Annotated in this window: 15 protein-coding genes; 8 read left to right on the top strand and 7 right to left on the bottom strand. The window is 62.1% G+C overall.

The annotated features are described in order from the left end of the window. Positions 1-25: 25 nt before the first annotated feature. The 4 genes from H2170_17325 to H2170_17340 form a co-directional block, all read right to left on the bottom strand. Positions 26-769 (bottom strand): TerC family protein, encoded by a 744-nt coding sequence (locus tag H2170_17325; GenBank protein ID MCS6301833.1) that lies wholly within the window; start codon positions 767-769, stop codon positions 26-28. A gap of 214 nt (positions 770-983) precedes the next feature. After that, entirely contained in the window at positions 984-1,931 is a 948-nt protein-coding gene (locus tag H2170_17330; GenBank protein ID MCS6301834.1) for an AEC family transporter, read from the bottom strand. 24 nt (positions 1,932-1,955) lie between these two features. Then, complete coding sequence (locus H2170_17335; protein MCS6301835.1) at positions 1,956-3,227, bottom strand: NAD(P)/FAD-dependent oxidoreductase; 1,272 nt, start codon at positions 3,225-3,227, stop codon at positions 1,956-1,958. Between the two features lie 148 nt (positions 3,228-3,375). After that, the gene (locus H2170_17340; protein ID MCS6301836.1) at positions 3,376-3,840 is read right to left on the bottom strand and encodes a Spy/CpxP family protein refolding chaperone; all 465 of its coding nucleotides are present in this window, start codon (positions 3,838-3,840) and stop codon (positions 3,376-3,378) included. A gap of 267 nt (positions 3,841-4,107) precedes the next feature. On the opposite strand from H2170_17340, the gene H2170_17345 reads away from it, so the two are divergent. The 3 genes from H2170_17345 to H2170_17355 all read left to right on the top strand — a co-directional run bounded on the left by H2170_17345 (position 4,108) and on the right by H2170_17355 (position 6,578). After that, entirely contained in the window at positions 4,108-4,449 is a 342-nt protein-coding gene (locus H2170_17345) for an HDOD domain-containing protein (GenBank protein MCS6301837.1), read from the top strand. 9 nt (positions 4,450-4,458) lie between these two features. Beyond that, positions 4,459-5,004: an HDOD domain-containing protein gene (locus H2170_17350; protein ID MCS6301838.1), complete on the top strand. Its 546-nt coding sequence runs from the start codon at positions 4,459-4,461 to the stop codon at positions 5,002-5,004. 323 nt (positions 5,005-5,327) lie between these two features. Beyond that, entirely contained in the window at positions 5,328-6,578 is a 1,251-nt protein-coding gene (locus H2170_17355; GenBank protein ID MCS6301839.1) for a PAS domain-containing protein, read from the top strand. A 482-nt stretch (positions 6,579-7,060) separates the two neighbouring features. Here H2170_17355 and H2170_17360 read toward each other — a convergent pair whose 3' ends face one another. Further along, positions 7,061-7,975, bottom strand: a complete 915-nt coding sequence (locus H2170_17360) for a hypothetical protein (protein MCS6301840.1) — start codon at positions 7,973-7,975, stop codon at positions 7,061-7,063. A 676-nt stretch (positions 7,976-8,651) separates the two neighbouring features. On the opposite strand from H2170_17360, the gene ltrA reads away from it, so the two are divergent. From ltrA to atzF, 3 genes are all read left to right on the top strand, one after another. Continuing rightward, the gene (ltrA, locus tag H2170_17365) at positions 8,652-10,352 is read left to right on the top strand and encodes a group II intron reverse transcriptase/maturase (protein MCS6301841.1); all 1,701 of its coding nucleotides are present in this window, start codon (positions 8,652-8,654) and stop codon (positions 10,350-10,352) included. A gap of 624 nt (positions 10,353-10,976) precedes the next feature. Then, a complete protein-coding gene (locus H2170_17370; GenBank protein MCS6301842.1) occupies positions 10,977-12,905 on the top strand; it encodes a sigma 54-interacting transcriptional regulator in 1,929 nt (642 codons plus the stop codon). A gap of 33 nt (positions 12,906-12,938) precedes the next feature. Continuing rightward, entirely contained in the window at positions 12,939-14,732 is a 1,794-nt protein-coding gene (gene atzF, locus H2170_17375) for an allophanate hydrolase (protein MCS6301843.1), read from the top strand. A gap of 664 nt (positions 14,733-15,396) precedes the next feature. Here the strand turns inward: atzF and H2170_17380 are convergent. Together H2170_17380 and H2170_17385 are read right to left on the bottom strand one after the other, a co-directional pair. Next, positions 15,397-16,395: a hypothetical protein gene (locus H2170_17380; GenBank protein ID MCS6301844.1), complete on the bottom strand. Its 999-nt coding sequence runs from the start codon at positions 16,393-16,395 to the stop codon at positions 15,397-15,399. Between the two features lie 73 nt (positions 16,396-16,468). After that, complete coding sequence (locus H2170_17385) at positions 16,469-19,477, bottom strand: FecR domain-containing protein (protein MCS6301845.1); 3,009 nt, start codon at positions 19,475-19,477, stop codon at positions 16,469-16,471. Positions 19,478-19,535: 58 nt separating this feature from the next. Between H2170_17385 and H2170_17390 the strand changes: the two genes are divergently transcribed. Both H2170_17390 and H2170_17395 read left to right on the top strand, forming a co-directional pair. Next, on the top strand, positions 19,536-21,803 hold the full coding sequence (locus H2170_17390; GenBank protein ID MCS6301846.1) for an adenylate/guanylate cyclase domain-containing protein: 2,268 nt from the start codon (positions 19,536-19,538) through the stop codon (positions 21,801-21,803). Between the two features lie 224 nt (positions 21,804-22,027). Continuing rightward, positions 22,028-22,768, top strand: coding sequence for a hypothetical protein (locus H2170_17395; GenBank protein MCS6301847.1), 741 nt, complete (start codon positions 22,028-22,030; stop codon positions 22,766-22,768). The last annotated feature ends 270 nt before the right edge of the window (positions 22,769-23,038 follow it).

The following is a 23,038-nucleotide window of genomic DNA, read 5'->3' on the forward strand; positions in this document are numbered from 1 at the left end:
TTTCGAGGAGTTGCCTCGTCCCAGATCACTTCAGCGGTGAGTGCAACTGGACCGGCTCGCTCTTGGTGCGCAGGCGCAGGTTGAGCATTTCAACACCGAAGGCGAAGGCCATGGAGAAGTAAATGTAGCCCTTGGGAATGTGCTGACCGAGTGCTTCGCCCACCAGGGTCACACCGATCAAAATCAAGAACGACAGCGCCAGCATCTTGAGCGTCGGGTGGCGATTGACGAAATCGCTGATCGCCCCGGCGAAGGCCAGCATCACGCCTAGGGCAATAACCACGGCGGTGATCATGACCCCGAGATTATCCGCCATGCCTACCGCGGTGATCACCGAGTCGAGCGAGAATACGATGTCGAGCAGTAGGATTTGCACGATCACGCGGGAAAACTGGGCTCCGCGCCCAACAGGGTTGGCGTGGCCATCGGCGCCCTCAAGCTTCTCGTGAACCTCGACCACGCTCTTGCCGATCAGGAACAAACCACCGACGAGCAGGATGAGGTCTTTGCCCGAAATGCCCTCGTTCAAAATCGGCAGAGTGAACAAATCGGCCGTGAGCTTCATCAGCCACGTGATGCTGCACAGGAGCAGAATACGGGTGATGAGTGCCAGCGACAGGCCCCACTGACGGGCCTTGGCCTGCTGCTCGGGCGGCAATTTTCCGGCCAGGATTGAAATGAAGATGATGTTGTCGATGCCCAGCACGATTTCGAGCGCGGTGAGCGTGAGCAGGGAAACCCAGATTTGCGGATCAAGTAGCCATTCCATAGAGCGGCCGAGCAAGTCGTCGCGACGCAGGGGCGTCAAGGCGGCGAGTCACCCCAAATTCCCTGGCGGCTAATTTCGGCAAGTAACACCCTGAGCTCACGCTCAAGGCCACAAGGAGTGTCTTCGCGAAGCGTGTGGCCTTGAGCGTGAGCTCAAGGATTCCGTAAAACGCTAATGAGTATAAATGCCGGTTGTTCGCCCGCCGTGGGCCCCACTACACCCCGATCCACATCAGCCCGAGGCGCAGCCAGAGCGGAATGAGGAAAATCCCCAGCGCAGTCGTGCCGATCACGATCTGCACGGCGGTGAGCGGTCGGCCGCCGTAATGCTGCGCAATCACCAGCGGCATGACCCCGGCCGGCATCGCCGCCTGCACGATCATCACGCGCTTCAAATCATCGGGCAGCGGCAGGAACTTCGCCATGACCAGAAACAGCAAAGGCAAAACTCCGAGCCGCAGCACACTCGAACCCAGGGTAACACGCAGGTCGAACAGTTCACGCGGGCGCCCCAGGTATTCCATCAGGGTGGCCCCGATCAGCAGCAGGCCAATGGGCACCGCGCACGCCGCGCTCACGTGTATGACATTGGTGGCGACGGCGGGCATGAACCGGCCGAGGTCGAGCAGGTTGCCCAGCACCGCAGCGAGAAGCGCGAGCACCGGAGCGTTGATGAGCTTGCGCCAACCCTCGCGCAGCGAAAGCCCCGCGAGCATGAGAATGCCCACCGACCAAATGGCGGCCTCGCAGCCGACGTTGTGCACCAGCAACACGCCTAGGCTGCTCTCCTTAAACAGCGCCACCATGAGCGGAATCGCCACGTAGCCGAAGTTGTAGATGCCGGTGGAAAACGCGAAGGTGCGCAGGCCTTCGCCGACGGTGAGCCCAAGCAGGCGGCCCACGTAATAACCAATGTAAATACCCATCGCGATGGTGACAAAACCCATCAGCGGCGCGAACAACAGGTTGCCCGGCTGGCGCAGCGCGGCGTTGCTCAACACGTTCTCAAAAATCAGGCACGGGTAGAGAAACCCCATGACCAGCTTGAGCAGGCTGGCGTCGGCCTCGGGCGAGAGCCAACGCAGGCGGCGCATGACCGCCCCGAGCGCGATCAGGATGAAAACGGGCAGAACCAGCAGCAACAATTGCCAATACGTGGGCAGCATGAGCGGAGCCTTCCGGTTTTTTTACGCGTCTGCCGCCATCGCCTGCCCCGCCAGCCAGCCGGTTGTCCACGCCGCCTGGAAGTTAAACCCGCCCGTGATGCCGTCGATGTTGAGCACCTCGCCAGCGAAATGCAGGCCTGGGCACACGCGGCTCTCCATCGTCTTGAAATCCACTTCGCGCAACTGCACGCCGCCGCACGTCACGAACTCATCCTTGTTGAGGCTCTTGCCTTCGACGGTGAAGGCGGCCGCCGCCACCTGGCCGGCGAGGGTCAGCAGCGAGGCGTTCGACACCGAGGTCCAGACCGTCTCGGGCTTGAGGCCGGCGGCGATGATCAAGCGCTCCCACAGGCGCGCGGGCAGCGCGAACGGGTTCCAAGTGGCGATTTGTTTTTTAAGGTTGGCCAAACGGGCGGCCACCAGCGTCTCCATGGTCTGCGCGACCGTGCGCCCCTCGGCCCAGGAAACCACCAGGGTAAATTGATAGCCGCGCTCGGCGAGTTGCCGCGCACCCCACGCCGAGAGCTTGAGGATGGCCGGCCCGCTCATGCCCCAGTGCGTGATGAGCAGCCCGCCGGAATCCTTGAGCTGCGTTCCCTGCACGGACGTGGCCGCGGCGGGAACGCTCAGCCCCTCCAAACCACGGATACGCGCATCGTCGATATGGAAGGTGAAGAGGGACGGCACCGGTGTTTCGATGGTGTGGCCGAGCTCGGCGGCGATGAGCTGGCCGGCGGAGCCCTTGGTGCCGCCGGTGGCGATGAGCACGCGGTCGAACTCGCCCACTGAGTTGTCGGTAAACTCAACGCGGAAAACCTTGCCCAAGGGAGCACCCGAAGCCTCGCCCTCGGCCGGTTCGACGCGCTCGATGCGGCGCACGCCCATGGTGGTAAAAACCTTCACGCCGGCCTGATCGGCGGTGCGGCGCAAGCAGTCCACAATGGTGCCGGAGTCGTCGGTCACGGGAAACATGCGCCCGTCGGATTCGGTTTTGAGTTCGACGCCGCGCTTGGAGAACCAAGCGATGGTTTCGCGCGGGCCGAAGCGGTTGAACGGCCCGAGCAGCTCGCGGCCGCCGCGCGGGTAACGTTTCACTAGGTCCCGCGGTTCGGGGCAGGCGTGGGTGACGTTGCAGCGACCGCCGCCGGAGATGCGCACCTTGGCCAGCGGGTGGGCGGTTGCCTCGTAAAGCACGACGCGCACGGCCGGGTTGGCCTCAGCGCAGGCAATCGCCGCGAAAAAGCCCGCGGCACCGCCGCCGATCACGATCACCCGAGTAGAAGTCAAAGCCATACGGCGCAGCGTGGGCGCGCGGTGGCGGTTGTCGAAAACGAAAAAACCGCCGGGGCCACAAAGGCTCCGGCGGTTTTCCAGTGGTGCGGGCGTCGGCTTAGGGGAACCGCTGTGAGGCCGGCCTAAACCGGTGCGAGCGAGCGGCGGTTTATTGCACACCCCGATTGCCGTGCTTTTCGCCCTTTTCGCCTTTTCCACCTTTTCCGCCGGGACCCTCAGGGCCGCCGGGGCCGTCCTTGTCGCCGCGCCGCTCTTTCATGTGTTCGCGCATTTTTTCAAATTTGGCCTTCTGCTCAGGGCTGAGGAGCGCGTCCGCCTTGGCCTTGTTGGCCTCAAAAATCTTCTTAGCAGCCGCCTTTTTTTCCTCCATGGACAGGGATTCATTTTCCTTGATCGCCTTCAGCTGTTCGCGCGCCTCTTCGTGAATCGCCTTCATCTGCTCAGCCTGGGCGTCGGTGAGCCCGAGCTCCTTCTTCATCTTCTCGCCAGGATTACCCTTGGGACGCTCCTTTTTGCCCTCGGACGCGGCATTGTCCTCAGCGCGAAGCACCGGGGCGGTTGAACCAAAGGCGAGAAGGCAAACAACGAGAAGGATCTTACTGGGGTTTTTCATGTGGGTTGGGATTGGTTGTTAATGGGTAACAGTCCACTAGACGCCGGCATTCAGGCCGGGTTACACCGGTTTATAAATTCTTTATTTCGCCACACCGAAGGCCCAACCCGAACCGGCTGAGCCGTTAAAAAAATCCACCCGCCGCGCCAGGCCAAAAGGCAAGGCCTTGACCATAAGCAGGCTCTACACCCCAATCTGCGCCAACACCTCCGGCCCGTGCGCTCACCGCGCTTCAGTCCACGCCCACCCTCCACCCTTTTTTAACCCGTGTTCTTATCCAGCCACCCCGCTGACGAATGGCTCTCAGTCGCCTCGGAGCTACCGATGGCCCCGGCGATATTTTCAAGGTTAAGCACCCTGCTGACCAAGCCCAGCACCACCCTCGAGGACGTCGTCGACACCGTGCAGCTCGATCCGATCCTGACGGCGCGCATCGTGCGGGTGGCCAACTCGCCGCTATACCAGCGCGACGAACCGGTGGTGGCGATCACCGAAGCCATCGCCTACATCGGCACCCAAGAGACCTCGCAAATCGTCGGCGTGATGGTGGCCAGCCAGCTTTGCGCCCCGGGCTTGCCGCACTACAAAATCGACTCCGACGCGCTTTGAAACTGCTGCGTGAGCTCGGCGGTGGCGGCACGCCTGCTCGCCGCACGCGTGGGATTACCGGAGGGCGAATGCTACACCATCGCCCTGTTGCGCGGCATCGGCTGGCTGGTGCTGGAGCGCTTCGCGGAGAAGAACGCGCTGCCGATTCCCGACCAAGTCCTCGATGATCCGGCAAGCGTCGCCAAATGGGAGCGCCAGGTTTTTGGCCTGAGCGCAGCGGAGGCCGCACTGCGCGTTTTGAAGTTATGGAATTTCGCCCCGCCCGCGGTCGCCGCTCTGCGCCGCCTGGGCAAACGCCCTTACACCGACCCGACGACGGCCCTCTTGGCCATCGCCAACGCGATCGGCGACCGCCTGGGCCTCGGACTCGAAGTCGAACGCGGCCGCTGGATCATCACTCCCCAATTGCTCAAAGTCGTCGGCCTGGATCCCGAGCGCGTCGAGGAGATTGTCCATGAGACGCAGGGCGAGATGGAAAAGCTGCGCAAGATCGTGGTGCATTCCACGCTGCCCGCTGCGGATGGGCACAAGTCTGGTGAGCCGAGCAAGCCGTGACGCGGGGGGGGGGGAACCCGGCGCGTGCCCGATGTAGCGCGGTGCTTCAGCCCGCGTCCGAGGCTCGACAAAAACGGGGTGCACGACCCTCGCGCCAATCACTAACCTGCGGCCTAAAGCACCGTACTTTCGATGCGGGCAGACTGGAAGTCTGCGCTACTTTCGACCCCTCATAGGCCGTGCCAGCTTGGCGGTTTAGCTTTAACGGGCGGTAATCTGCAGGAGGGGCTTCAGGAAACCCCCAACTGTGCCGATTTGCTGCGGACGAGCTCCTCGCCGGCCATCGGGTTTGCCGGCGGGCGTCGTCCCTTTCCCCGCACCCCATGAATGTCCGCCCCATCCCGCCCCTCTCTGAGGCCAGAGAGTTTAACGCCAACGAAATCTTCTTCTCCACCACCGACGCGAAGGGCGTCATCCTTTGCGGTAACGATGTTTTTGCGCGGGTGAGCGGCTTCAGCAAGGCGGAGCTCTACGGCCAGCCGCACAACATCATTCGGCACCCCGACATGCCGCGGGCCGCGTTTGCCCTGCTTTGGGCCAATCTTCATCAGGGGCGCCCGTTCGCGGGCTACGTTAAAAACATGGCCAAAGACGGCCGGTTTTACTGGGTGTTCGTCGTCGCCGTCGCCGCAAGTCATCACCGCTACCTGTCGGTCCGCTTCAAGCCCACCACGGCCCTGCTCGGCCAGGTTGAGGGGCTTTATAAGGCCATGCTGGCTTGCGAGAAGGAAACCCTGGCCGCCGGCGGAACCGAAAAAGAGGCCGTGGCCGCCAGCCTCAAAGTGGCCCTCGGCGCCCTCGCGGGGCTTGGTTTCAACGACTACGATTCCTTTTCCCAGCTGGCGTTGAGTCAGGAGATGAGCGCTCGCAAGCCCTTTGCCTCCACCGGGGTGCCGGCGTTTAACCGCATCGCCGCTCTGTTTCGGCACCTGCAGGGCTTCGTTGAGCTTAATCAAGGGCTGCAACAAAAGGCGGCCACCGTTCTTTCCATCGCCGAGGGTTTCCGGCTGCACTCGGTCAACGTCAACATCACCGCCGACCACTTTGGCGAAATGGGCAAAGGCTTGGGGATCGTGGCCGGTTTCCTCGGCGACTGCTCCGGCCAGATGGCCAAGGGCACTGACGCACTTCACCGGCACATCGATGAGGTCGTGCGCTTGACCGAGGTGGTGAACGCCCAGATTTCCGTAGCGCATCTGCAAATGGAGATGATCCTTTTCTGTCAGGCCGAGCAGGCGGCTAAACCAGGCTCGGGCGACCCAGCGGAGATACAAGTGCTGGAGGAGTGTTTTGCCGCCAGCAGCGAGGGCGCGCTCCGGGCGATGGAGTCGCTGCGCGGCATGATGCCGCATTTATGCGAAGACCGGGAGTCGATCACGCGGACCGCACTCATCATCGAGATGACCCAGGTGTTGGGTAACACCGAAACCGCGCGTATTCCCAAAAGCTCGGCGCTAGTGAGCATGTTTGCCGAGTTTCGTACCAAGATGGCCGCAACCCGAGACCAGCTCGACGAACTGTCGCGGGTCATCGACCGGATCGGCGAGATTACGGTGCTAGCCAAGTCGGCCTAAGCCGCCGTGGCGTGGGCGGGGAGGGGGCGGACGGATTTTAACGCAAGGTCGCAAAGTGCCGCAGAGATCGCGAAGAAAGACGCGGCATTATCCCATTCGCGTTCAAGCTGAGCCTGTCGCAACTGGTTCCTGCGGGGGGGGGCGGAAACCTTTGGGCAAAGCACCTTGAGCTCACGCTCAAGGCCACAGGAGTGGGTTTGCGAAGCGGGTGGCCTTGAGCGTGAGTCAAGGATGCCGTGACCCAACTAAAACGCTAATTAGTATAGGGCGCCAAGGGGGGGGGCTTGGGCGTGTAACATCAACGCCGGGCGGTGATGGGCTTGGGGGTGCGGATACCTTTGGGTAAACACCTTGAGCTCACGCTCAAGGCCACAGGAGTGTGGTTGCGAAGCGGGTGGCCTTGAGCGTGAGCTCAAGGATGCCGTGACCCAACTAAAACGCTAGTTAGTATAAGGCGCCAAGGGGGGCTTGGGCGTGTAACATCAACGCCGGGCGGTGATGGACTTGGGGGTGTAGAAAATGCGGCGGAAGTCGAAGTCGGTCTGGATGCGGGTATTTACCCCGAAACTGCTGCCGTGGTCGCTCAGGCTGGCGCTCAAACCTAGGCCGAGAACCCAGCGGTTACGGCTATGGAAGGTCAGATTCGGCGGCAGCGTCCATGCCATGCCGGGGCGTATGCTGAAGTTATAGGTGTCACTTGAATCCAGGCCGGCGGAACTGCGGAAGGTGGCCTCTAGGGTGTATTTGACGGGCCCGCGTTTCCAGGTGAGGCCGGGGGTGACGAACCACGTGTCGGCCCCGTAGTGCTGGTCGGTGTTGGTGCGGGGCAGGGCGCGGGAGTTGAGGTCCAAGCCAAAGCTGACGAAGCCGGTGACCGAGGGATGGCGCTTAAACACGTGCTCCATCGTCATGAAGGGCGTGATGTGGCGAAGCCCGTCGGTGAGCTCCTCGGGGGCGTGGCCGATGGGCACACTGTATTTGATGCCGGCGGCGGTGTCCCAGAACGGTTCAAGAAAATCGTTGAACCGGTATTTGGCGCCGAAGCTGACTTGGGAGATGCCGTTGGTGCTCAGGACCGAGCGGTCTTTGAGGCCGTGGGCGATGTAGGAGTCGATGTCGGAGGACAGCTCCCATTGAGTCGAGAGGCCGTAACGAAGGCCCCAGACTAGGCGCAGGTGGTCGCGGGACTTGAGGTCGCCAAAACGGGGGCGGAGGGTAACGCGCAGGTCGGCGGGCAGCGTCATGCGCGGAAGTTCGCTATCGAAGATACCAGGGAGCGGGGCGAGGTCGTTGCCCGCGGGGGTGTTTTTTGCGGTTGGGGTGGTCTCGCCCATTGCATTGGCGAGTATGAGAGCCTCCATCACCAGCCAGCACGCTAAGCGCGAGGTGGAATTCATGGGGTTTATAGGGTTGATAAGGAAACTGACAGACTGGACCCCAAGTGCAACCCCCCGGCGGCCATTTTACCGTACGCTTACAGTTCAATTACCCCGTGTAATATCGGAACCCGCTAGTTGCTATTGGCTAAAGTCGGATATGCCGATTTTTGTAATCGGTGCGCCCGCCGTGGCGGAAGTAGCGCAGACTTCCAGTCTGCTCCCTGGAGTTTGGCCCCTGACTAGTCGAACGCAGATCAGCCGAATCCTTGAGCTCACGCTCCAGGCCACATGATTCGCGAACACACTCCTTGTGCCCTTGAGCGTGAGCTCAAGGTCTGGAGTTTGGCCGTTTAACCTGAATTCCGAAGTTCAAACCAACCACAGATTACACAGATTGCACAGATACAATCCCCTTGGGAGGTAAACGGACTCAGCTTGATCCCCTTTTTTTCATCCTGTCTTCAAATTCAGTAACACTCTGTTATCTGTGCTCATCTGTGAATTCCGTGGTTAAAACTTCGGCGTTCGGGTGTGCGACCATGAAACTAACAACCATAACAGTGAAAGTCTGTTCGACCGAATTTAACGATTCGCGGTCGAAGGGCCCGGTCACGGATGCAGGCCGCGAGGCCTCGCCGGAAAGCACGACCGTGTGCCCGAACCAGTCAGCCGCAACGAAGGTGAACCCCATCCAATGAGCTCCGTTACCGAAACAACCGACGAGTCCAGCCGCTACCTGAACGGTGAAGCCTGCAAGGATCGGAAAAGGCAGTCTCGCAAAGACGTAGGACCTAAATCGTTGATTTCCGATCAACACGTCGGCGGAGTCAGCGGGGGCGGCGGGGTGGGAAAGGTCGTTAGGTTAAGTGGTGAGACCTGCGGCGGTGGGGCGTCTTGCGATGCCTCAACCACCGGCACAAGCGCGGCAAAACCTCGTAAGGCCGGACGGGCCGTGGCAGGAGTCGGAGACCTCCATAGTAGTGATGATCTAGCGGACATTAAAACCGCCGGGGAGCGAAGGGAGGGCACTTGTTCCCACGCATCACAGAGCGGCAAAGGACCCGACGATGGCTGGGGTGATGAACTCTGGATAAAAACGTCACCGAAGGTTCGGAAGCTGCAACGTGTGCTATATCGGAAAGCAAAAGCGGAGCCGCATTGGCGGTTCTATAGTTTGTATGGAGAGCTGTATCGGCAGGACATTCTGTCGGATGCGCTCGATCAGGTGATCGCCAATGACGGCGTGCCGGGAGTGGACGGGTTCGAGGTGGAAACGCTCGTAAAGAACGAAGCCTATCGGGCGGCATGGCTGCTTGCGCTGGCGGAGGAAATGCGAACGAAAACCTACCGACCCAGTCCGGTCCTGCGCGTCTATATATGGAAGGATCAGGCCAGGACCAAACGTCGTGCGCTGGGCATCCCCACGGTAAAAGACCGTGTGGTGCAAAGTGCGGCGGCGATCGTGTTGCAACCCATCTGGGAGGCGGACTTCCATGACCACTCCTACGCCTACCGGCCGAAACGCCGGACCCATCAGGCGATGGACAAAGTTAAAGAGGCCCTGCTGAGCGGAAAGGTGGAGGTGGTGGACGCGGATTTATCGAGCTACTTCGATATGATCCCGCACCGCGAACTCCTGCAATTGGTGGCCAAACGGGTGAGCGATGGGAGCGTGTTGCGTTTAATAAAAACGTGGCTGCGCGCACCCATCGTGGAAGAGGACCGGGACACGGGGTGCCGCAAGGTGAGCGCGAACCGGTGTGGCACGCCACAAGGCGGAGTTATATCGCCTCTGCTGGCGAACCTCTACCTCAACGACCTCGATCATGCGGTGAATGAGAAGTGCGAACAAAAGCCGACGATGGTGCGTTACGCCGACGACCTCCTGATCCTGTGCAAACCGGGTCAAGGGGCGGGGCTGCAAACGCGACTGAAACGGTGGCTGGAGGCACGTAAGTTAAAGCTCAACGAAGAGAAAACCCGACTGGTGGATACACGAAAGGAAGGCTTTGAGTTCCTCGGTTTTTCCGTCGCATGGCGGCAAGGCATGAAGAGCAAACGAAGGTATCCGCACGTGGAACCCAGTGCGAAAAGTCTGGCCAAGTTACGCGACAAAGTGCGGATGGAGCTAGATGTGCGAACGCGCAACCAACCGGCGGTGGCGGTGGTCCGCAAGGTCAACCAAATCACTCGCGGTTGGGCGACGGCGTTTCATTACGGCAACAGCACGCACGTGTTTAGTAACCAGCAGGCTTTTGTGCGCAACCGGTTGCGGCGGTGGCTGTGGCGAAAGTATAGCCGCACCCACGGACTCTTCGAGTTCTTCACCGACGACCGTTTGCATGGTCAATACAAACTATGGCACTGGCCGCTTGCGGCGGCTTGGAAGCAATGAACTCCGCTGAAACCAAACCGAAAGAATGGGGACTCGGTAAGCCGTGTGCGGGAAAACCGCTTGCACGGTTTGACGAGGGGGAGGGTCGCGCTGACGGGTTACCGACGCGCGGCTCTCTCTACTCTACTTAACTCGTGCCAAGAACCATACAGGTGCTGCGCATCATGTATGGCGATCTGAGCTGATCACTCCGGAGAGTTTCGCAGACTTCGCAACAGCCACCCGCACGTCAACGAACGCATCGAAACCCATGCCGTTGCTACCTGCGGTACGCTTCTACCTTAGCTGGGGGGACGGATCTCAACTCGTTTTGGGGCCAAACTCCAGACCTTGAGCTCACGCTCAAGGCCACGGGGAGTGTGTTCGCGAGGAGTGTGGCCTTGAGCGTGAGCTCAAGGATGCCGAAAGCCTCACTTCAAAAACGAATGGGTATTCCCCGCCTCGTTTCGCCCCGGCGACTGGTTTGGCAGCCTTTCTGCTGGCCAATGTCCATTCCGCCACGTGCCCAAGACCTCGACATCACTTTCCACGAACCCGCGAACCCGGCCAACTCCGACGGCCCAGGGTAGGGAGGCCTTTGCTTGCGAAGCCGAGACGGGAGCACGTTACGAAGCGATTGAGCACATGGACGAGTTGCGCGCATCGATGCTGCGTGCGCTGGAGATTTTGCACGCGGTGCGGGCGTTGTTTGCCTTAAAACCCACGCTCACCCGCGCCGAATTCGGGAGTTTTGTGCGCGATGCGTTGGAGCGGCTGCCCGAACTGCTCGCGCTGGCGTGGGTGCCGCGCGTGGTCGGCACCCAGCGCGCCCTGTTGGAACAGACCGCACGCGAGGAGGGCGTGGCGGACTTTGCGCTGCGTGAAATCGATCCCTCCGGGCGACTGCGCAGCAGCGAAGAGCGCTCCGAATATTGGCCGATCACCTACGTCGAGCCCATGCAGGCCAACGGTCAGGTGCTCGGCCTCGATTTGCGCGCTAATCCGTGTCGCCGCAGTGCGCTTGAACATGCCGCGCTCACCGGTCTGCCCGTAGCCACATCGCCGCTCCGGCTCGCGCAACTCGGCCAGCGCCGCCTTGGGTTTCTCGTGGTGATGAGTGTGGGCAACGAGGAAACGGCGACCGCGGGCTGGGTCTCGGCGGCCTTTCGCGTGCAAGGGCTGGTGGAGCGGATTTTCGCCCCCTTGCTCGCGCGCGGCATTCACCTGGAAATTAGCGACGTAGCCGATGAGTCGATACCGCCGTTTACCGCCGGCGACGCGGTCGAAGCCCCCGCCTGGCGGCAGGTGCAAGACATGCCCATTGCCGGCCGGGTTTGGCGTTTTGTTTTCGAGCCCGGCCCCCGCTTTTGTGCCAACGATCCGGCCTGGCTGGCCCGCGCGGCCGCCGACTTACAGCGCACCAACGCAATCCTTGAACAGCGCGTCGCGGCCCGCACCGCCGACCTCGAGACCGCCAACCGAGAATTGCGCGAGGAAGCCGCACGGCGTGAAGCCGCCGAACTCGCCCTGGCGCGGGCCGACGCGCAGCTTTCCCACCTCTCGGAAGCCGAGTCGCGCCAGTGGGGGCTGGCCGGCCTGGTGGGGCGCAGCGAGTGTTTTGGCCGCATGCTGCGCGAGGTGCGGGCGGTGCAAGCCGTCGCTCGGACCACCGTGCTGCTCACCGGCGAAAGCGGCACCGGCAAAGAGCTGCTCGCCCGCGCCATTCATTACGGCAGCGCCCGGGCGACCGCGCCGTTTGTGCGGGTTGAATGCGCCACCCTGCTCGATGAAAAGGCCGAAGTGCTGCTCTTTGGCCAGGAACGCGCGCCGGGCATTCCTGAGCACCGCGGTTACTGCGAACTCGCCGAGGGCGGCACGCTTTTTTTCGACGAGATTGGTGACCTCGCGCCCCGGCTTCAGGCGCGGTTGCTGCGCGTCATGGAGGACGGCGCCTATCGGCGGGTCGGCTCCGAAAAATCGCGCACGATGAGCGCTCGAGTCATTGCCGCCACCCACGCCGACTTACCGGCCAAAATCGCCAGCGGCAGCTTCCGCCAAGACCTGTATTATCGGCTCCTGCATTATCACATCGCCGTGCCCGCGCTGCGCAACCGCCTCGAAGACGTGCCCCTGCTTGCCCAGCACTTCGTGCGCACGCTCTCGGCCGAACTCAATCGCCCCGCGCCCCGGTTGCGCCCCGACGCCCTGCAGCGCCTGCTGGCGCACAACTACCCCGGCAACATCCGCGAACTCAAAAACACGCTGGAGCGCTCCATCATTTATGCGGGCGGCGACGAGCTTGGCGTTGAGCACATCGCCTTCGCGCCCCACGCCGGAACCGCGCCCGCCGATGCGCCCCAGACCGACAGCGGAGCGCACAGCAAATTTTTGTCGGATCTCCCGTTCAACCTCGCTGAGGCCGAGGCGATTCTGGTGGCCCGCGCCCTCGCCGTTTCAGGCGGAAACCTCTCGCAAGCGGCGCGCCTCCTCGGGGTCAACCGGGCCAGCCTCTACCGCTGGCAGGATAAAATGCCCCCGGTGGACGGTGCGACCAAGGCCGCCGTAATCCGTTGAATTTCGACCCCGTTGACCCTTTAAAAACCAGTCATGTCCGTAAGCTCATCTTCCCTCTCGGCTGAATCGATCACGACCCGCCTCAATGATTACGCTGAGCGTGATCCCGCCGTGTGGATTTCCCGCCTGTCACTCGCCGAGCTGCGCGTCCAAGCCGAGGCGGCCAACCCCAAAGGTGCGCTCGCCGGGCTGACATTTGCGATCAAGGACAACATTGACCTGGCCGGCGTGCCCACGACCGCAGCGTGTCCAGGATTTGCCTACACGCCTGCCAAGTCGGCCGGCGTGGTGGAAAAACTGCTGGCCGCCGGCGCGGTGCCGGTGGGCAAGACCAACCTTGATCAATTCGCCACGGGGCTGGTCGGCGTGCGATCGCCCTACGGAGCGCCGCGCAACGTGTTTAACCCCGATTACATTTCGGGTGGCTCGTCGAGCGGTTCGGCGGTGGCGGTGGCGGCGGGGCTGGTGGATTTCGCGATCGGCACCGACACGGCGGGATCGGGCAGGGTGCCGGCGGCCTTTAACGGCATCATCGGGCTAAAACCCACGCGCGGCCGCCTCTCGCCGCGCGGCGTGGTCCCCGCCTGCCGCTCGCTCGACTGCGTCTCCATTTTCACCCGCGACCTCGCCACCGCCGCCCGCGTACTCACCGCCGCCGAAGGCTTTGACCCCGCAGACCCCTTCTCCCGCCAACCCGAAAAGTGTCACCCATTAGGTGACACTTTGGCGGCCGTGCGTCGGCTGGGGGTGCCGAGGGCCGACCAGTTGGAGTGGTTTGGCAACGTCGAGTCGCCGGGGCTGTTTGCCGCTGCGCTCGACCGTCTGCGCGGGCTCGGGATCGAGATTGTGGAGGTGGACTTCGCCCCGTTCCTCGATGCCGCGCGCCTGCTCTACGAGGGGCCGTGGACGGCGGAGCGCTTCGCGGCTGTCGGCGCGTTTATTGAAAACCACCTGCCCGCCAACGGTGCGCCGCTCCGCGCGGACTCGGCCACTCCTGCCGGGCTCGACCCGACGGTCACCTCCATCATCCAGAGCGGAAAAACTGCCTCGGCCGCCGACGCCTTTCGCGCCTCCTATCGCCTCGCCGAACTTCGCCGCGCCGCCGATGTCATCCTCGCCAGCGTGGACGTCCTCGTCGCTCCCACCGCCGGCACGATTTACACCGTGGCCGAAGTGTTGGCCGACCCGGTGCGACTCAACTCGAATCTTGGGCGATATAACAACTTCATGAACCTGCTCGACTTGTGCGGGCTGACGGTGCCCGCCGCGCGTTACTCGTTCGGGCCGGGCTTTGGCATCACCTTCATCGCGCCGGCCTGGCACGACGCCCGCCTGCTCGCCCTCGGGGCGCGCTTTCTCGGCGAAGCGGCGCCAGCGGAGTGTCACCTAATAGGTGACACTAAAGGATCGGCGGCGGTTGAGACGGTTACCTTGGCGGTGTGCGGGGCGCATTTGAAGGGGCAGGCGTTGCACGGGCAACTCACCGCACTCGGGGCGCAGTTTCTCGCGGCCACCACCACTTCGGCGCAATATCGGTTGTTCGCGCTCGCCAACACCACGCCGGCGAAACCGGGGCTGATGCGCCTGGGCGGTGGCGAAATCGGGGCGCCCATCGAGGTGGAAACCTACGCGCTTTCGCCGGAGGCGTTCGGCCGCTTCGTGGCCGCCGTGCCCGCACCCATGGTCACCGGCACGGTGCAACTGGGCGACGGTACTTGGGTGAAAGGCTTTCTCTGCGAACCCTGCGCACTGATAAACGCTGTTGATATCACCGTTTTGGGCGGCTGGCGCGCGTACCTCGTCCGGGCGACCGCGGATAAAGCCTAACTAGTAGGCAGTAACCTTCGAGTTGTCGCATTCTACCGACCCTGAAAAACCAAAAAAACTTCGATTCATTTAGCCGCGAAAGAACGCAGAGAACGCATAGAAATACAGGGTTTGTTCTTTGCGCTCCTTGCGTTCTTTCGCGGCCAAACTGCCTTGGTTTGATCCGACACTTTGCATGTTACTGCCTACTAGTCGGTAGTCATACTGGAGTTGTCGGATGAAAACAGGTTGTCTCGCGAAGGATTAAAAGGGGGCGAAGGACTGGTCCGATGCCGCCTTTGCTTGATACTTCTTCCGACTTAAACCCCTTCGCGTGACAAACGGATCGACCTCGGGCTGAAAAATTTCGGCTTTGGGGTTAGGGCTGATCCTAGATCCGATACTTTAAAATTAACGCCAAACATCGATCTTTTTAGCCACGAAAGAACGCATAGAAATACAGGGTTTGTTCTTTGCGCCCTTTGCGTTCTTTTGCGGCTAAACTGCCTTGGTTGGATCCGGCACTTTAAATGTTACTGCCTACTCGTCGGTTCGTGGGCCCTGGATCCCTTTGGGCAAAAACCTTGAGCTCACGCTCAAGGCCACGGGGAGTGTGTCCAAGCGGGGTGTGGCCTTGAGCGTGAGCTCAAGGATGCGGTAAGACCCACTCGAACCTTAACTAAACTCAGAACTCGGCGCTCAGGCTTAGGCCGAGGCCGAGGGTTTTGCTGGTGTAGGCGTAGCCGCCATCATCCGTGCCCTGGGGCTTGCGGAGGTCGTAGCTGGAATACAGGCGGGCCGAGGCCCAGGGGCGGAGCGTGTAACTCAGGCTCAGGCCGAGGGACGCAGTGATGTCGCGGCGGTTGGCGTCGGAAAAGATCGCTTCCTGGTAGTGGAGGTAATCGGTGTAACTGACGCGCACGGTCGGGCCGACCGTCCATTTGCCCAGCAAGAGATAATAAGCGGCGTCGGCGGCGTAGTCGGTTTTGTCGTTGCGGTCGTCGCGGAAAAGCCCGTCGGCGTCATCCGCGGTGGTGACGGCGTAACTCACGCTCGTGCCCAAGCTGAGAATTTGGGTGTCGGAGATGCCGATCATTTTGCGCAGGCCGAGAGCGGGGGTGTGGGAGCGCAGGATTTGGTGGTAGTTGGTGGCCGGATCGTTGCCGTAAACGGCATTGGTGGTGACGCCCAGGTTGGCCTCCCAGTTGGCGCCGAAGCGGTAGCGCAGGCCGAAGGGCAGGGAGAAGGAGTCGAAGTCGAGGTTGCTGGAGTCCATGCCTTCGCCGATGCCGTGGTAAAACCGTTGGTAAACGAGGCCGACCGAGGGCGTGAGCATGCCTTCGCCGAGGGCCACGGACTTGAATTCGCCGCGCACCGACAGGGTTTGGGCGAGGATGACGGCGTTTTCTTTAACTGAGCCGGGCGAGACGAGCGTGACGTTGTCGGTGTAATAAAACTGGCCGTCGTAGGCGACGGCGACTTTGACCGGGCTGGTGCGTTTTTCGGCGATGCGCTGGTTGCCGGCGTCGGCGTCACCGGGGCTGACGGCGACCCCGGGGGCAACGGGAGGGGTGGCCGAGGGAGGAGTGGCCTGCTGGGCGCGGTCGATGATGGTTTGGCTGGTGTCGGCCGCGAAGAGGGCGGCGGGAGAGGCGAGCAGCGCGAGCAGGAGCGGGTATTTCATTACAAGGAGGCGAAGGTGGCAGCGTGAGAAGGGCTAGGAGCGGGCGGAAGGGCCGGAATGATGCGTTAGGGACTCAGGGGGCTGTTCGCGTTGTTCCTTGTGCGACGTGGGTGGGCAGTACGGCCGGCGCGGTTAGGGTGCCGATGGCGATGTTGCCGTTGGCTTTGTTCTGGCTGGTGGCGCCGAACAGATCTGCCGTCGAGGTGAGGGTTTGGGTGCCGTAGGTCACGTTGCTCACGAAATTAACGCGACCGGGAATGCTTGAGCCGAAGTTAACCCCGCCGGTGTCGCGCGAATTGAGTGATGCGACCGAGCCGATAGGGAAGGAAACATTGGTCAGGTTGATGGTCGCCGCCGCCATGGTGATGCTGCGGATGTTGTTGGAGAACATCATACCGGTGGAGCTGTTGCCGGTGAGGTCTATCAGGTCGGCGGCGCGCAGGTAGAGGTCGTGGTTGGTGCCCACCGTGAAGGCGGCGTTGGCGCTAAGGCCCGAGTTGTTGATTTTGAGAAAACGGGTGGCGCCAACGTGGAGATCTCCCCCCGAGGAGAAGAGGACGTTAAACATCTCGACGGCAGCGATATTACCATTGGTGAAAAAGAAACTGTTCGGGACGCCTGGGGTTACGTTGTAATTAAAGGAGGCGCCCGCTCCCGGGAGGCGAGTTTCATCGATGCGCTCGGTGGTGGCGCGCAGGGCAGCGGGCAGGGCCCCATAAGCGGTGAGTAGGCGGTCGAGACCGACGGTGTCAGCCCCGATGATGGAGACCCCGCCGGTGCCGATGATGCCCAGCTCGCGTAGCACCTGTTTGTGGAATGCAGGAAGGACAGAAAAAGCGTCAATATTGGCCTTAAGGTCGGCGACGCGGTCAGTGGTGTTGAGCAGCTCGAAGAAGGGGTTGGGGCCGTTGCCCGGGCCGTTGGGGTCATAGCCACCGAGGATTGCAGCGCTTAAATCCAATTCGATTAGGATGGAAAACTGGGCGTCAGTGAGTCCGTTTAGCAGCATATTAATATCTGCTAGCGGACGGAGCGAGGAGGAGCCTCCGCTGATCAGGGGGTTGGCCAGTTCATAGAAATTAATTTTGCTGTCGTGCGTGATGTCCAAATAGGCGCGGGTGGGGGCGGGCAGGCCGTCGTAGTCGGCGAGGGTGGCGACGAGCGAACCGTGAGGAGTGGAGCCGGTTTCAGCGACGAGGAAGTTCTCCGGGAGCGACTCGAAGGAAAGGATGCGGCTGTCCTCCAGCGATTGCCGGAGAGTCGGGTTGGACAGGTAAAATCCGGTCAACTGCTGGACGCGCTGAAGGGCGGTCAAGCTGGTGTCGGCATACGTTTCACCGGCGAGGTGTTCGTAGAAAATATGGCCAAGCCTGAGGGCGCGGGCGGCGGCTTGTTCGGCCGGATTGAGTGAGTTGTAGAAAGCAACTGCGCCAGTGATGAGGGCTGAATTGCTGCGGGGCGGGCTGCCGAATTCGTTGACCATGCGTTGGCCAACGCCGAGTTGTTTCATAAGCAGGCGGTCGGCTTCGGAGGCTTGGTCGAGGGCTTGAACGGCGAGCAGTTGAAGGCTCCCGAAGTTTTGTGGCGATGCATCGAAGTCCTTCATGACGGCATGCTGGGTTGCCGACAGTCCAGCGATGTTGCTCAGGAACGTCTGTGCGGAGAGACCACTGGCCAGATCGGCAAGATGGCGGCCCGCTCCGGTTGCGCTAATCAGGGCGATTTCCGAGGGTGAGAACCGCGCCAGCAGGGCCTGAATGTAGCCGGTGCTGGTGTCCATGATGGCGTCGCCGGCGCCCAGATCGATGATGAAGGCGCGCTCGGTGGCGGTCAGGGCGTTCCAGCTGGCGAGGGTGCGGGCGAAGGCGCCGGGGCTCCACTGCAGCGGATCGGGGCTGCTGGACATGTTCACCAGTCCCGGGCCCGCCATTTCCTTGACCATGAGGAAGGCGCCGGGGTTGGACTTTTTGAGGTCGTTAAAGGCCGCCAGGTGGGTGCGCAGGTCGGCGAAGGTGAACGCCACGCCGGTTTGGGGATCGGGGCGGAGGACGAACACTGCAATGTCGACCTCGTTGAGGGCGACCAACAGGTTTTGGATTTCAGGGTGCAGGGCACGGAAGGCGGGCCGCAGGGAGTCAGGCAGGCGCTCGAGGAAAAGGTCGAGGGCGGTTTTGGCGGTGACTTCCTTGATGTTAGGGGGGGGGGGCGGAGGAAGGGTCGAGCCCGGGGGCGGGAGCAGGGGCGGAGGGGCGTCTCCAGGAGGCGGGGCGTCGCCGGGGGCGGGTTCAGGCGGGGGCGCGTCGCTGGTGTCGCGGGCACCGTCGACCGACTTCTGCGTCTCGGGCGAAATCGTGACGCCCAAATCCTTGGCGGCGGCGAGCGCGTTGTTGAGCGCTTCGGGGGCTACGCTGATGCCGGCGTCAATCGCGGTGGCGATGGCCGCAATCGTGGTTTCAGCACCCTTTTGCGCGACCTTTTGGTCTTCGGGGGAAAGTTGGCTGATGTTCTCCACCTTCTGGCTCTGACCGTTGGCCTTGGTCACGGAGAGTTGGCCGGGCGCGAGGGTCATCTTGCTGCCGTCGCTGAAGTTAATCGAAATGGCGCCGTGGGCGACGACGATGGTCTGGATGCCGGCCGAGTTGATGCCGACGGTATAGGTGGTGCCGCGCGCACCGGCCAAGCCGCGCGCCGTGCGGATGCTGTAATCGTAGGTGACGCCTTCGGGCTTTTGCAGGTCGGAAACGACCGAGCCCTCTTTGAGGTCGAGCACCACTTTTTGGGTGACGTTGGTGTCGGAGGTGCGGTTCTCGGTCGCGCTTTCGAGCAGCAGCGTGGTGTTGGGGGTGACGATGGACTTGATGCCGGGCATCGGCGTGAGGACCAAGCGGCCGTCGGCACCGGTGACGATGCGCGTGCCGATGATGACCGTCTCGCCCTTGACGGCGGGACGCAGGGCGGGTTCCTCAGGGCGCTGGACCGAAGCCTGGCCGCTTACAAAGACCACACGCACGCTTTGCGCGGCGAGATCGACAACTAGGCAAAAAACGAGGCCTAAGACAACAAACGGGGTAGAAAGTCGCATAAAACTTACACTATTGTTTCGTCTAGTGCCTCGGTTGATACAAGGAATTTTACCTCAGGTGAAAATTTCTACGCTTACCCCTGCCTTCTTGCTCAGAATTCCACCGGTTTGGCGCCTGCGAATCGGGGCGAGCCTGCTGATCGGCACGGCCGTGATGTTGTGCACCGGCGTGCTCCCGCTGCGCCGACTGGAGTGGCTGACGGAGGACTCCCGGTTGCAGTTGCGGGCAAAGTACAGCTTCGTGGAACCCACCGGCCAGGTCGTGCTGTTGGAAATCGACCAGCAGTCGTTGGATATTCAGGGTAAATGGCCGTTTGATCGCCAGATTCATGGCCAGGTTATGGAATGGCTGGGGAAATTCCCCGAAGTGCGCCCCGCGACCATGAGCTGGGATTTTGTGTTTTTGGATGAAGATAGAGATCCGCTCGTTGACCAAGCGTTTGCGGCGTCCTTGGTCGGTGCGGGTTATCCCATTACGATGGGTGCAAACGCGACCCAAGCCGCCAAGGGGATTTTGGCCCAGGGCAAGCCGGCCAAGCGGCTCGGGCTGACCGAGCCGCTTGGGCTTCCCCCTGAGGTGGTCAACGCCTTGCCAGATATGAAAGGGTTGCTCATTCCTATCAATCCACTGCTGAGCGTTAGCCGCTTTGCGCTGCTCGATGCCGATCCTGAGGACGACAGCATCATTCGTAAAATTCCTTTTGTTACGCGGATTGGAACTCGGGTTTTTCCGAGTTTCGTGCTCGGCACGCTGATGTCGTATTGGAAGGTGGAACCCACGGCGATAACCGTGAAACCGGGCGAGTCCATCGTGCTGCATGCCCCGAACGGTGATCATGTCATACCGATTGATCGGGAGGGGTACTACCATCTTAACTACCGCTATGAGGTTGCTGATCCGGTACTGAAAACCGGCGGAATTAAAGGGGTTTCGTATCAATACGCCTTTGAGGCGTTGGTGGATTGGATGACGCTCGGGAAGTCGGAGAAATCACTGCCAGTGGCAGGCAAGATCCTCGTGGTGGGGCAGACCGCCAACGGCTTGACCGATATCGGAACAAGCCCGCTTAAGTCCAACAGCGCCAAGGTGCTCGTGCACATCAACGCCATGGAGAACATCCTGCGCGGCGATTATCTCATCCGCACCGCGCTTTGGCCGGTATTGGCGGGGATATTACTCATTGGCCTGCTGGCGGCGTGGCTGCTGGACCATTTCCGTACGGTGTACTTTTTCACCGTGGGCGGGCTCGTGCTGGCCTTGGGTTTGGTCTCCTGGGGCATGCTGGCGGCGGGCAACCTCATGATTCCGGTGGCCGCTCCGCTCATCGCGTTCCTCGTGCAGCAGTCGATCGTCACGTTTTTAAAAATCCGCGACGAACAGGCCCAGCGCGACCGCATCCGCAAGATGTTCGGCTCCTACGTCTCGCCCGAACTCGTGCGCCGCATGGTCGAGACGCGCGTCGAGCCCAAGCTCGGCGGTCACCAGGACGAAATCACCGCGTTTTTCAGCGATATTCAGGGCTTTTCGGCGTTCTCCGAGGTGCTCTCGCCGGTGGATTTGGTCGATTTGCTCAACGAGTACCTCGGGGCGATGACCGACATTTTGCAGGACAGTGGCGGTGCGCTCGATAAGTACATCGGCGACGCGATTGTGGCCATGTTCGGCGGGCTGGTGCCGGTCGCCACGCACGCGCGGCTGGCGTGTGAATCGGCCATCAAGATGCAGATGAGGCAGGGCGAACTGCGCAAGGAGTGGACGGCGCAGGGCGACCGCTGGCCCGCGCTGGTGCATTCGATGCGCACCCGCATCGGTCTCAACTCGGGCCAGGTGGTGGTGGGCAACATGGGATCACGTCACCGGTTTAATTTTACGATGATGGGTGACACGGTTAACTTGGCCGCACGCTGCGAAAGCGGAGCCAAAACGTTTGGCGCCTACACGGTGGCCACAGGCGCGACTGTCGAAGGCGCGCGCGCGGCGGGCTGCGAGTGTGTGTTCCGCGAACTGGACCGCATCGTGGTGAAAGGCCGCACCGAGCCGGTGGTGATTTTTGAAATCGTCGCGCTGTCTCCGGTTTATTTGTCGGAGGAGGCGTTCACGTGCCTGGAGTTGTTTGCCAAGGGGCGGGCGCTGTACCTGAAGCAGGAGTGGGCCGAGGCAAAGCGGTGCTTTGATGCGGCGACGGCGAACGAGCCGCTGAAGCCGGGCCGCGACATGGGCGTGGAATCGAACCCCTCGCTGATCATGGCGGCGCGGTGCGTGAAAATGGCGGAGCACCCGCCCGGCGCGGATTGGGACGGGGTTTACCGAATGACCACCAAATGAGCGCGACGTTACGCTGGGTTTTCGGCTGCCTGCTGGCTGGGTCGTGCGCGTCGCACGGGGGCGCGCAGGCGCAGGAGGCTGCTGCAGCAGCCGTGGCTACGGAGGTGAAAGTGCAAGCCTCTGGGGCGGTGAACGCGAACGCGGCTGTGTCGGCGGGCGCGCAAGCGGCAGCGGAACAGGCGCCCACGCTGGGCCACGTGGCTGGGCGGGTCATGTTGCGGACTTTGAACGCAAAAGGCGGGGCACGGCTGGAGTTTCCCAAAACGGGGCGGCAGCTGGCGGCGGGCGAGGTGTTGATCACGGGCGACCAGTCGTTGTTTGAACTGCGCGTGGGCGAGGCGGGTTGGTGGCGGGTGGGGCGGCGGGCGGTGGTGGCACCGCTGGCGGGCGGGGGCGGGGGTTTGACGGCGGGCACGGCGCTGGTGCGGGTGCCCAAGGGCGCGAGCTGGCGCATCGACGCGGCGCGGGGCTCGGCGCGCCTTGCGGCGGGCCTGTGGTTGTTGCAGGCGGTGGACAACGAGGGGTTGAAAATCGCCTGCCTGGACGGCCCTGCCGAGCTGTTGGCAATCGGCGAACCCGCCGCTCCGGAGCCGGCGAACGCCAAGGCGACTGGGGTGGGCGAGGGGAGCGGGGCGACGGCTGCAACGGGTGTTACGCCGGCGCCGTTGGACCGCTTAAAACTCAACCCCGGTGAGCTGGTGTTTTTGCGCCCGGGCGGCGCGGCGTTCGGGCCGATTGTGGTGATTTATTTGGAGGAACTCATTGCGACGAGCCGGCTGATAAACGGGTTTCCCGAGCCGTTGCCCGAGCTGCGTCGCCTGCAGGTTCTGGGGGTGGTGCAACGTCAGCAGCTCAAGGGCGTGACGAACGCGCTGGTCGCCGGCGCGCGCGATGATCAGGGCTTTGAGGTCGCGGTGCCCAAGGCGCCGGCGAAGCCCGATGCGACTGAGAAGTCCCCCAAGTAGGCAGTAACATTTAAAGAGTCGGCTCTGCCGGCCCTGAAAAAACAGAAAACACTTCGATCCTTTTAGCCGCAAAAGAACGCAGAGAACGCATAGAAATACAGTGTTTGTTCTTTGCGTTCCTTGCGTTCTTTTGCGGCTAAACTGCTGTGGTTTGATCCGACACTTTGAATGTTACGGCCTGCTAATCCGCGCCGGCGACTGCGCTCGCCCGCCCCCAACGCCTGCGCCTGCGAAGGCGCCAAAATAGGCTTCCGCCGGGGCGCTGCGTGG

This window comes from Opitutus sp. (assembly GCA_024998815.1).
GTDB lineage: Bacteria > Verrucomicrobiota > Verrucomicrobiia > Opitutales > Opitutaceae > Rariglobus.

Excerpts from the sequence above, each read along its gene's own strand:
- atzF (MCS6301843.1), top strand. The coding sequence starts at position 12,939 with ATGTCCGTAAGCTCATCTTCCCTCTCGGCTGAATCGATCACGACCCGC.
- H2170_17335 (MCS6301835.1), bottom strand. The coding sequence starts at position 3,227 with ATGGCTTTGACTTCTACTCGGGTGATCGTGATCGGCGGCGGTGCCGCG.
- H2170_17380 (MCS6301844.1), bottom strand. The coding sequence starts at position 16,395 with ATGAAATACCCGCTCCTGCTCGCGCTGCTCGCCTCTCCCGCCGCCCTC.
- ltrA (MCS6301841.1), top strand. The coding sequence starts at position 8,652 with ATGAGCTCCGTTACCGAAACAACCGACGAGTCCAGCCGCTACCTGAAC.
- H2170_17385 (MCS6301845.1), bottom strand. The coding sequence starts at position 19,477 with ATGCGACTTTCTACCCCGTTTGTTGTCTTAGGCCTCGTTTTTTGCCTA.
- H2170_17370 (MCS6301842.1), top strand. The coding sequence starts at position 10,977 with ATGGACGAGTTGCGCGCATCGATGCTGCGTGCGCTGGAGATTTTGCAC.
- H2170_17340 (MCS6301836.1), bottom strand. The coding sequence starts at position 3,840 with ATGAAAAACCCCAGTAAGATCCTTCTCGTTGTTTGCCTTCTCGCCTTT.
- H2170_17355 (MCS6301839.1), top strand. The coding sequence starts at position 5,328 with ATGAATGTCCGCCCCATCCCGCCCCTCTCTGAGGCCAGAGAGTTTAAC.
- H2170_17325 (MCS6301833.1), bottom strand. The coding sequence starts at position 769 with ATGGAATGGCTACTTGATCCGCAAATCTGGGTTTCCCTGCTCACGCTC.
- H2170_17360 (MCS6301840.1), bottom strand. The coding sequence starts at position 7,975 with ATGAATTCCACCTCGCGCTTAGCGTGCTGGCTGGTGATGGAGGCTCTC.